This is a genomic window from Alteromonas sp. BL110 (assembly GCF_003443615.1).
Classification (GTDB): Bacteria; Pseudomonadota; Gammaproteobacteria; order Enterobacterales; family Alteromonadaceae; genus Alteromonas.
The window spans coordinates 211,687-222,710 of sequence record NZ_CP031967.1; the positions used below are offsets into that span (position 1 = coordinate 211,687).

Genomic DNA, 11,024 nt, shown 5'->3' on the forward strand with positions numbered 1-11,024 from the left:
TGGCTAATTCCTACTGCTTGTGTTGTTCAATAAGTTCGATGAAGTGATCGAATAACGGTGCCGCTTCATGAGGACCTGGACTTGCTTCAGGGTGACCCTGGAAGCTAAACGCAGGCTTGTCGGTGCGGTGGATACCCTGCAACGACTTGTCGAACAACGAAATGTGAGTTACTTCTAGGTTATCTGGCAAGCTAGACTCATCAACAGCAAAACCGTGGTTTTGGCTAGTGATCATAACTACATTGCGCTTAAGGTCTTTAACCGGATGGTTTGCACCGTGGTGACCAAACTTCATCTTCACTGTCTTTGCACCACTTGCGATAGCAAGCAGCTGGTGACCAAGACAAATACCAAATACTGGCGTACCGGTTTCGACAATAGTTTTAATTGCGGTTACTGCATAATCGCATGGCTCTGGGTCACCCGGGCCATTTGACAAAAATACACCGTCAGGATTCATAGCCAGCACATCTTCTGCGGGCGTTTGCGCCGGTACCAGGGTTACTTTACAACCGCGGTCAGCTAGCATGCGAAGAATGTTGTTTTTAACGCCGTAGTCGTAAGCAACAACATGATATTTGAACTCACTTGGTGTTACGTAGCCTTTGCCAAGTACCCAGCTGCCTTCGGTCCATGTTTTTGGCTCAGTAATACTCACTACTTTTGCCAAATCCATGCCTTTAAGGCCAGGGAAGTCTTTTGCTTGCGCTAGTGCGCTAGACTCGTCTAATTCATCGGAGCAAATAATGCAGCCATTTTGTGCACCTTTGTCTCGCAAGATACGCGTTAAACGGCGAGTATCTATATCAGCAATACCCACAACGCCTTTCGCTTTAAGGTATTCAGACAAAGTTTGCTGTTGACGAAAGTTACTAGCAACAAGAGGTAGGTCACGGATGATTAGACCTTTCGACCAGATTTTATCTGCTTCGACGTCTTCTTCGTTAGTGCCGGTGTTGCCAATGTGTGGATAAGTAAGTGTGATGAGTTGTTCAGCGTAGGATGGGTCGGTGAGAATTTCTTGATAGCCGGTCATGGAAGTATTAAAAACAACTTCCCCAACGGCGGAGCCTGTAGCGCCTATCGCCGTACCTTTAAAAACAGAACCATCCTCTAACACCAAAAGGGCAGAATTAGCCAAGTCAACCTCCAGATTAAGGATAACTATGTGTTTGTGCAGTTTTTTGCACAAACCCCACAAAAAACGGGAGTTATTGATAACAATACATCCCGTTTTACGATCTTTGCAGCTAATAAAACCGCACTCTTCAGCCGTTTTGGCAGCTTCAGAATACGAAATTCTGGCAAATTCCGGCGAGTATACATCACTGACTGAAAATGGCAAATTTATTTGTAATAATTTACTAAAATAACGCTTTTACCACCTTTTTTGGCCAGAACCACCGAAAGTGCAGCTTATTGCTCATTAAAAGTGCAACTTTAGTTTAACACTTTAGTCACGTCTTAAAGTTTACGTAAACCCAAACGGTTTCACACCAACCTTAATTAACGCTTATAGCTTTAAATCCAGAACGTCAACCATGGAGTATAGACCAGGTTGTTTTCCATACAACCAATTTGCAGCATGCACAGCACCTTTAGCAAAAGTAAGGCGACTTGAGGCTTTATGCGTAATTTCTAAACGCTCACCAATATCCGCGAATAATGCAGTGTGCTCGCCGACGATGTCTCCGGCACGCACTGTTGCAAATCCAATGGTACCTTGATCCCGTTCAGGCTCTTTTCCTTCTCTGCCGTATACAGCACAAGTTTTGAGGTCGCGACCTAATTCGTCGGCAATAGCTTCACCAATAGCCATTGCTGTGCCTGAAGGTGCATCTTGTTTAAACCTGTGGTGTGCTTCGGTAATTTCGATATCTGCCGTTTCACCTAACACGCTCGCAGCTTGGCGAACTAGTGAAAGCATTAAATTTACGCCTACACTGTAATTAGCAGCGAATACAATAGGAATATGCTTTGCGGCTTCATCTAATGCCGCTAACTGGGCATCGTTCAAACCGGTAGTACCGATTACGACAGGCATATTGTTTTTTACACACCACGCGAGATTACTTTCGATAACCGACGGCAAAGTAAAGTCAATCATCACATCTGCGTCGTTGCCGCTTAAATTCGAAAGCGCAGTGCACTCGATGTCTTTTTTACCAATACCGGCCAGTTCACCTACGTTTAGGCCAACCCAAGGTGAATCATCGCGTACTGTAGCAACGCTAAGCTCAGCGTTTTCACTTAAATCCAACGCTTCGACTAATACGCGCCCCATACGCCCGTTGGCGCCAAATAATCCTACTTTCATTTTATAGCTTTACACTTTTATTAACCTTCAACTATCAGGCATTTTGCCAAATGCAGGTACTATTGCAATGTGAGATTCATATTAAATACGCATAATTAGAAACCAATCGCCCCCGCTCCCCTTTCGCTTAACTAATTTACTCGAAATACAATGTACTAAAATATTGGTTCAAACCTCATCTAGTCAGTAATAAGCTAACTTATTGCGGGCTAGTACTTGGTCGGGCTTAAGATAAAACATAATATTATGTGGTTGGGCTTTCTTGTGTTAACCGGCAAATTAGGCGACGCTATGACTTAGATTTAATGACCTAGGTCTATTCAACTTTCTAAACACTTTTTGACGTGTACTTAAGCTAAACAGACCTCCACAAAGCGTGAAATAAAATGACGATGCAGAAAACCCTTGTTTGGGACCTACCCACCCGCCTTTTTCATTGGCTGATTGTCGCGAGCCTATTGGCCCAATATGCCACGGTTGAGTGGCTCGAAAACAAAGTCCAGTGGCACTTCTACATAGGGTATTTTACCTTATTTCTCATTGTTTTCCGTCTAATATGGGGTGTTGTTGGCACGCGGCACGCCAGGTTCAGTAGCTTTGTTACCGGCCCTAAAAGGGTTTTTAGCTATGTCAAGACGCTGTTTAACAGGCGGTCGGAGCCTGCTATTGGGCATAACCCGCTTGGCGGCTGGTTTGTTATTGTCATGCTTGTACTGTTAACCATACAAGCCGTATCTGGGCTATTTATGACGGACGATATTTTCTTAGATGGTCCCTATCGGCAATTAGCCAGTGAAGAAACATTGGGTTTAATGAATACCCTACATCACCTTGCGTTTGACGTGTTACTTTACGTCATCGCATTGCATATAGGCGCAGTTATTTTTTACAGCATATATAAAAAGCAAAAATTGGTCCCCGCCATGGTGCACGGTAGTAAAGACTCGATAAATAAATCGAAGACGGCAGGTATCGCTGACTCTCGACTGTTACGCGCACTTATTGTGGCGCTTGTTGCGGCGACTGTCGTTTATGTGGCGATTGAAGTATACCCACCCGCTCCACAAGTAAACGAATATTACTATTGAGCTGCACGACAAGGTTTTATCACTTGCTTAAAGCTAAGCAATTGATTGCGTCATAACAGACGCACCATTTCAAAAATAAAGGGGCGTAAGCCCCTTTATTGATTAAAGAAAATGTAGTTGGAAACTGCATTTAGCATTCTTTACCTTAACCTTCTCTCTTTAAGCCCTTACATCTTTTTGAGGCTTGCTGTGACGTCATATGGAAGCCGGTTCATGCACTAATCCTTTGTCTCGCATTATCGATTCTATCTCTTCTACACTTGACGGATCATCGATAGTTGAAGGTACGGCGACAGTTTCGTTGGCGGCAATTTGGCGCAGTAGCTTTCGAAGAATTTTACCTGACCGGGTTTTCGGTAAACGGCTCACTACAATCGCTCGCTTAAAACATGCTACTGGGCCAATTTTATCGCGAACTCGCTGAATTAAATCCTGCTCTAGCGTTTTTTCATCCACATTCACACCATCTTTTAGAAGAACAAGTCCTACCGGTAGCTGCCCTTTCAGTGCATCATTAACCCCTATCACACTGCACTCGGCAATATCTGGATGCGCCGCAAGCACTTCTTCCATTTCACCGGTCGACAAGCGGTGACCAGCGACATTAATAACATCATCGGTACGCCCCATAATAAATACGTAACCTTCTTCATCCACATATCCGTTGTCTCCAGTACTATAGTACCCCTCAAATTCGCGTAAGTAGCCATCGACAAACCGTTGATGATCTTGCCATATCGTAGTTAAGCAGCCTGGGGGAAGTGGTAATTGAATGGCAATAGCGCCCTTATCGCCTATTGCTTGAGGTGCATCGGGCCCTTTTAACACCTTAACGTTAAAGCCTGGTGTTGGCACACTGGACGACCCCGGTTTTGTCTTCATTGGTTCAAGCCCCATTGGATTCGAGCAAATGGGCCAGCCAGTCTCGGTTTGCCACCAATGATCGATAACGGGTACACCCACCTTTTCACTTGTCCAATAGTACGTGGGCGGGTCGAGCCGTTCACCCGCCATAAACAAAGTACGTAAACTCGATGTGTCGTAATTTGATAAAAACGTCCCTTCGGGGTCGGCTTTTCTAATTGCTCGAAACGCGGTGGGTGCAGCAAAAAGTACATTCACCTTATGAGTTTCTATCATGCGCCAAAACGCGCCGGCATCTGGCGTACCAACGGGCTTACCTTCGTATAATACAGTGGTTGCACCTTTTATTAGCGGTGCATAGACAATATAAGAGTGGCCGACGACCCAGCCGACATCCGATGCAGCCCAGAATACGTCGTCTTCACTGGTATCGTATACGGCGCCCATTGAGTAGTGTAATGCGACTGCATGACCGCCGTTATCTCGAACCACGCCTTTGGGCTTTCCAGTTGTACCTGAAGTATAAAGAATATAAAGAGGGTCAGTTGCATCGACGGCGACGGGAGAGGCAGGCTCGCTATTGTTAGCTAAAGTGTGCCAGTCGTAATCAGTATCTTTATTTAACTCAGCAGTCAATTGCTCTCGTTGAAACAATATGCATGCCGTAGGCTTGTGCTCTGATATATTTATCGCTTCATCTACAAGAGGCTTATAGGGTAGAACTTTACTGCCTTCTATGCCGCAGGACGCTGTAACAATAGCCACTGGCTTCGCATCATCTATGCGTACAGCAAGCTCATTCGCTGCAAAACCGCCAAATACCACTGAATGAACCGCCCCTAATCGAGCACATGCAAGCATTGCGATAGCCGCCTGAGGGATCATTGGCATATAGATAATAACGCGATCGCCTTTATTGACCCCTAGGCGACACAAACCTCCAGCAAATTGTGCAACATCGGTAAGTAGTTCATTGTAAGTAAAATGCTGGGTAGTTTGCGTTACTGGTGAGTCGTAAATAAGTGCGGTTTTATCGCCACGACCATTGTTGACGTGGTGATCCAGCGCGAGGTAACTGGTATTGAGCTGCCCTCCTCTAAACCAGTCATAATAGCCGTTTTCCGTTTTTTGGCATCCCTTCTCTGGAGGTTGAAACCACGCTATTTCGCGTGCTTGATCTAACCAAAAGTTATCTGGATGCTGGGTAGAGGCAATGTATTCATTTTTATATGTCATATCCATGTCCTGAGTAGGGTTTATATTCACCCTACTTCAGTTTAATCAGACATACTTATAAGACTTATGGCGTAAGTTAAATAACAATTTGATTTACATAATATTAAATTTAAATAAACATTTACAAGCGAATAATAATACGCCGTGGATAAGCAACGCCGTCACCAATTTAAACTAGGTTACGGTTAACTAACCTTCTCTTCATAACTGGTTTTGCGCCTGGACAACCTTTTCACGCCACGCGTCTACGCTCATCGGCTTGTCTAAGTAATAGCCTTGAAAAGCGCTACACCCGCACGCCTTCGCTTCGTTTAATTGCCCTGTGGTTTCTATACCTTCTGCTACAGTAACAAGCTTCAGCGCCTTCGCCATATTGCAAATATTTGTGACGAGCACGTTTTTCTCTTTCGAGTTTTCTATTGCTTCAATAAAAACTTTATCAACTTTCAGTTCATTAATTGGAAGCGTTTGAAGAGAACTAAGATTTGAATCACCAATACCAAAGTCATCAATAGATAAACTGAAACCTTGCTGCGCTAAGTCCCGTACTCTGCGCTGTATTATATTGACACCTTTTATCACTGCGCCTTCTGTCAGTTCCAATTTCAGACACTTGTGCGCCACCCTCCACCTATTCACTATTGCAACAAATTTGCTGACAAAGTCAGCCCGTGCTAGGTGCTTCGCACTTATATTTATTGATAACTTAGTGTCTATACTTTTTGTGTGGCATTCGCTTAATAATTTACAGGCTTCATTACAAACCCATAACCCAATGTCAGCAATAAAGTCGTTCTGCTCGGCAATTGGAATAAATTCTGCGGGCATAACGACGCCAAGGTGAGGATGATGCCATCTGAGTAACACTTCAGAGCTTATAAGATTTCCATTACCACAATACTGAGGCTGAAGCTCTATAAATAACTCATTGTTGGCAATGGCTCTATTTAAAGAATGTTTTATATAGTTATAGCGGTCAATATCGCTGCCATTGATATGCGAATAGGCGTGCTCTCTCTCCTCGTCCAAATAAGCAATACCTTCATTGATGACCTTTCTAGACATTAGCTCTTTTATTTTTTTGAACGAAAAGTACTTTGGTGGAATGGCACAGCTAACCGTCTTAGTTTCAATAGCCAATGAACTATTGTGTAAAGTGATAGGAACCAAAACGTTATCTCGGAGATAATGAGCACACTGCTGGGCAGCATTTTTCGCCGTATGGTCATCCTTAAAGTAATTTTCCAAGTGAAGAATAAAATTACCACGGTCGTATATAAAAACCCTCACGTTCAGCTGCTTACTGACGTCAAAAGCGCGAACAAAGCGGCTGGCTAATATACGTAAGATATAGTCAACTGTTGGTTCTCCAAATGCGTCTTCATACTCTTTAACATTGACAATGCTAACCTGCATAAAAACAGAAAGCGCCTTCTCAGACGATGCTAATGCAGCTTTCTCTAAAAGGTATTGCTCAAAATGATAAAGGTTTGAAAGGCCGGTTAAAGGGTCTGTTAACGCTAACTGTCTAAAGCGATCTACTTCAAAATGCAAATTTGAAACGCTGCGAATACTAGCAATCACTAACTCTTGATTATGTACCTTACATGCTCTTAAGCTTACGTCGCACGCTATTCTCTTACCGTTTTTGTGACGTAAGCATTCGTTTATGGTCTTAATCTCGGAGCAACGCTCCACTCCTTCGCCTAAATTTAACAGGTAGGAAGTCTCACCCCTATTTTGAACTTTTGTCGCTAGTAGCTTAATGTCTTGACCTATCAATTCTTCTGGCTGAAAACCCAATACAGAAGCAACAGGTTCGTTTGCTGATAGTATGGTGCCACTTTTGTCAATACTAAGCACAATGCTATCAACACCATTCAAAATACTTGTTAGATAGTCTGTGTAATTTTGTTGAGAATCAGAAAGTCGCTGAGTTTCCGTTTCATCCTGGACGACACCGTATAATCGAGTTAGTTTTAAACCAAGACTAGGTTGACACTCGACCTGCAAAAATACGGTTAATTTTATATTTTTAGTTCGTCCTTGTTTATCGGTAATAGTGATGTGCTTGGCAAAATGACTATGTTTCTTTATTGCTTTAAAAATTCGTTGTTTAAGGGCAACTCTATCTTCAAAAGAAATGACTTCGAGTACATCTTGTAGGCTAATGCTTTTTGAATGCAGCAGTCCCAGCAAGCTTCTCATGATTTGAGTAGAGGAAAACGCGCCTGTAAATCTGTCTATTTGCCACGCGCCTACTTTTGAAATAGCGCTTACTTCTTCAAGAAGCGACAACTGCTCTGATAACTTATCTGAATAAGGATGCCTAGCAAGCTCAGAAAGGTAGTTTAATTCGACCTTCTGGCGCAGAATATCCATGTAGGTATGCTGATGCGCATTTAAGTTGCTGCTTTTCACAAACGTGAGCACAACTCCCAACATCTCATTTTGCATATCTCTCACAGTTGCAACAACAACATAGTGTTCACGAAAATGTTCGAGCGATTGAGGTAAAGTAAAATCTCTTACCGGTAAAGGCGCGCTCATAGGTGTCAAAGGCAGCATAAGTAGCATATGAGGCGGGAAAACGATACGGTGTGACTCGAGTTCCGAGTGTTCATTATCGCTTGCAATAATGGTGGCGCGACCACTATTCGGGTTTACTGAAACCAACAATATACAAAGCGACTCTGTTTTATTCCTACTTTCAGTCAATAACACAGAAATAGTATTCTGCGTTGTCCGCATTGTGGAAAGCATACGCTCACTGCGTAAATCCATCTAATAAGGTCCTCAAAACCAATAAAACTCGCATACAAAAGCGCCTCCCCCATAGATATAGCTGAGCAGGTGGAGCATTGTCGACGCTTTAACGCTTCGTTATTTTCCAACAGTGACACGTTACCTTATAAAAATGCTTTTTAGGTGCATTTGTAGGTAAGATAGTTATCGTGAATATGGGTTATTAATACGTCAGTATTTCATCTACAAACATAGACAAAAACTGTTCAAATTTCCAGCACGCCGTGCACAATGTGTACACAAATCTGCCTAAACCGAAGAGGCTGAACTAAGAAGACTGAAAATTAGCGTTTGCTATCTGGCGTAATTGTATAAAACGATAATTCAAATATTATTAAACCTTAGCAAGTTTACTGAAAGAACGGGGGCTGGAAGGATGGGTACTGAAGGGATAAGTGCTGTTGAACAGTGATAAAGCACTGACGTCAACAGCACCTAAAATTTAGTCTTTTTTGTAGTCATCGTGACAAGATTTACAGCTTGCACCTATCTTGCCGATAGCACCGCGATACGCGCTCTTGTCACCTGCTTCCACTGCAGCTTGTAGACCTTGTGCTGCCGTTTTAAGTGCCATCACTTTTTTTTCTACATCTGAGAAGTTTTCCCAAATCTCATCTTTCGCACCTGTGTCTACGTCGAATTTACGTGTATCGACAGCTAAATAGTCGCCCATCATGTCGGCAAGTTGTTCAAGACGTACAGCATTGGTTTGCATCACGCTTTCATCAAATGGAAGTGCGCCTTTTGCCATACCGCCCAATGGACCCATGTTGCTACGAACTAACTGAAAGACAGCCTGACGGTACTGAGTTGCTGCTTTAGCGTGCTTTTCAGAAGAAGCTTCAGTGACTTCAGCTAACGCTGAGCCTGAAATTACTGCACCAACGGTTGCTGCTACGATCATCGCTTTATTGAATAGTCTCATGCCTGTTCCCTTTTTTTTGAATACTGGTTATCTACTTTTAAGTTTGTAGATATTTTACCTTTTACTTATAAGCCTATCGTGACGAATAGTTCGTTTTAGCGCAAGAAATTTAACGGTGAACAAACGCTTTCAAGGGATTAGCCGCGCGTAACCCTGCTTTCAATACATATTCAAATGAAAAAGGGACACGCACTTACTATACCTTTACAAAGTACAGTTTTGGACAGACACACGCCCTACTCTCACAAAGTAGAGATTCGGACAGACACTCGCCTTACTTCCATAACGAATGAAAAAGGGACACGCACTTACTATACCTTTACAAAGTACAGTTTTGGACAGACACACGCCCTACTCTCACAAAGTAGAGATTCGGACAGACACTCGCCTTACTTCCATAAAGTACAGGTTCGAACGACACCCGCCCTACTTCCATAAAGTACAGATTCGGACAGACACTCAATATTATCTTGTTTACAGAGTAAACCCGTCTTAACAAATTGCAGTTTTAGCAAATATATACTCAGATACGAAAAAGCCCTCTCAGGGAGGGCTTTGAAACTTAAATAAGTGCAAAACTAGTTGGTTAAGTCGTCAAAGAATTTCTTCACGCCATCGAAGAAACCTTGCGCTTTCGGGCTGTGCTTGCTTGACGCCTTACCCATAGACTCTTCTAGCTCTTGCAGTAGCTCTTTTTGGCGCGATGACAAGTTTACCGGTGTTTCAACCACAACCTTACACATCAAGTCGCCCATAGCACCACTTCGCACTGACTTAACGCCTTTGCCGCGTAAGCGGAACATACGTCCAGTCTGTGTCTCGGCACTAATTTTTAGCTTAACTTTGCCGTCCAAAGTAGGGACTTCAAGTTCGCCACCAAGTGCTGCTGTAGTAAAGCTTAGCGGTACTTCACAGTAAAGGTTGTTACCGTCACGTTTAAAGATGTCGTGTTCGCGAACGTGTACTTGCACGTACAAGTCACCTGCTGGCGCACCGTTCTCGCCCGCTTCGCCTTCGCCAGAAAGACGAATACGGTCACCTGTATCTACGCCCGCTGGAATCTTAACGTTAAGAGTCTTGGTCTTTTCTTTACGACCATGGCCGTGACAGCTGTTACAAGGATCTTCAATAATTTTACCCTTGCCTGAACATGTCGGACAGGTTTGCTGCACAGCAAAGAAACCTTGGCGCATTTGAACCTGGCCGTTACCGTGACAGGTTGGACAGGTTTTAGGTGAAGAACCTTTTTTCGCACCTGACCCATCACACACATCGCATTCAACCAGCGTAGGTACACGAATATCAACGCTCTTACCGCGCACCGCTTCTTCTAAACTAAGCTCTAGGTTGTAACGTAGGTCTGACCCTTGACGAGCACGCGACTGACGTCCACCTCGGCCACCGCCGCCAAAGATATCACCAAAAACGTCGCCAAAGATATCGCCGAAGTCGGCACCACCACCGAAGCCGCCGCCACCACGGTTTGGATCAACACCCGCGTGGCCGTATTGGTCGTATGCTGCACGCTTCTGCGAATCTGACAGAATTTCGTAGGCTTCCTGGATTTCTTTAAACTTATCTTCCAGGCCTTTATCGCCTTGCGTACGGTCAGGGTGATACTTCATCGCAAGCTTTTTGTACGCTTTTTTAATTTCGCGGTCGCCTGCGCTTCTATCTACCCCGAGTACTTCGTAGTAGTCTCGTTTCGACATATCGTTTACATATCCTACTTTTTGTCGACCAGCATATAATGCTCGCCGAATCTACATCTGACTGTTGTGAAAATAAC

At 43.7% G+C, this 11,024-nt stretch carries 7 protein-coding genes; 1 reads left to right on the forward strand and 6 read right to left on the reverse strand.

Translation table 11 applies throughout. The features are described from left to right. Nucleotides 1-10: 10 nt before the first annotated feature. Both carA and dapB read right to left on the reverse strand, forming a co-directional pair. A complete protein-coding gene (gene carA / locus D1814_RS00950) occupies nucleotides 11-1,141 on the reverse strand; it encodes a glutamine-hydrolyzing carbamoyl-phosphate synthase small subunit (RefSeq protein ID WP_118495269.1) in 1,131 nt (376 codons plus the stop codon). A 372-nt stretch (nucleotides 1,142-1,513) separates the two neighbouring features. Further along, entirely contained in the window at nucleotides 1,514-2,317 is an 804-nt protein-coding gene (dapB, locus tag D1814_RS00955) for a 4-hydroxy-tetrahydrodipicolinate reductase (protein ID WP_118489689.1), read from the reverse strand. Between the two features lie 392 nt (nucleotides 2,318-2,709). On the opposite strand from dapB, the gene D1814_RS00960 reads away from it, so the two are divergent. Then, a complete protein-coding gene (locus tag D1814_RS00960) occupies nucleotides 2,710-3,405 on the forward strand; it encodes a cytochrome b/b6 domain-containing protein (protein ID WP_118495270.1) in 696 nt (231 codons plus the stop codon). 195 nt (nucleotides 3,406-3,600) lie between these two features. Here the strand turns inward: D1814_RS00960 and D1814_RS00965 are convergent, their stop codons facing one another. The 4 genes from D1814_RS00965 to dnaJ all read right to left on the reverse strand — a co-directional run bounded on the left by D1814_RS00965 (nucleotide 3,601) and on the right by dnaJ (nucleotide 10,947). Beyond that, nucleotides 3,601-5,505 (reverse strand): propionyl-CoA synthetase, encoded by a 1,905-nt coding sequence (locus D1814_RS00965; protein WP_118489690.1) that lies wholly within the window; start codon nucleotides 5,503-5,505, stop codon nucleotides 3,601-3,603. A 201-nt stretch (nucleotides 5,506-5,706) separates the two neighbouring features. Further along, nucleotides 5,707-8,289 carry a GGDEF domain-containing phosphodiesterase gene (locus D1814_RS00970; RefSeq protein WP_118489691.1) on the reverse strand — a complete coding sequence of 861 codons (2,583 nt, stop codon included), beginning with the start codon at nucleotides 8,287-8,289 and terminating at the stop codon, nucleotides 5,707-5,709. A 463-nt stretch (nucleotides 8,290-8,752) separates the two neighbouring features. Further along, the gene (locus D1814_RS00975; RefSeq protein WP_118489692.1) at nucleotides 8,753-9,235 is read right to left on the reverse strand and encodes a c-type cytochrome; all 483 of its coding nucleotides are present in this window, start codon (nucleotides 9,233-9,235) and stop codon (nucleotides 8,753-8,755) included. A 578-nt stretch (nucleotides 9,236-9,813) separates the two neighbouring features. Then, nucleotides 9,814-10,947: a molecular chaperone DnaJ gene (gene dnaJ, locus D1814_RS00980; RefSeq protein ID WP_118489693.1), complete on the reverse strand. Its 1,134-nt coding sequence runs from the start codon at nucleotides 10,945-10,947 to the stop codon at nucleotides 9,814-9,816. Between the last annotated feature and the right edge of the window lie 77 nt (nucleotides 10,948-11,024).

Bases quoted from the DNA above. Each gene is read 5' to 3' on its own strand.
- D1814_RS00965 (WP_118489690.1), bottom strand. From the start codon at position 5,505: ATGACATATAAAAATGAATACATTGCCTCTACCCAGCATCCAGATAAC.
- dapB (WP_118489689.1), bottom strand. From the start codon at position 2,317: ATGAAAGTAGGATTATTTGGCGCCAACGGGCGTATGGGGCGCGTATTA.
- dnaJ (WP_118489693.1), bottom strand. From the start codon at position 10,947: ATGTCGAAACGAGACTACTACGAAGTACTCGGGGTAGATAGAAGCGCA.
- D1814_RS00975 (WP_118489692.1), bottom strand. From the start codon at position 9,235: ATGAGACTATTCAATAAAGCGATGATCGTAGCAGCAACCGTTGGTGCA.
- D1814_RS00960 (WP_118495270.1), top strand. From the start codon at position 2,710: ATGCAGAAAACCCTTGTTTGGGACCTACCCACCCGCCTTTTTCATTGG.
- D1814_RS00970 (WP_118489691.1), bottom strand. From the start codon at position 8,289: ATGGATTTACGCAGTGAGCGTATGCTTTCCACAATGCGGACAACGCAG.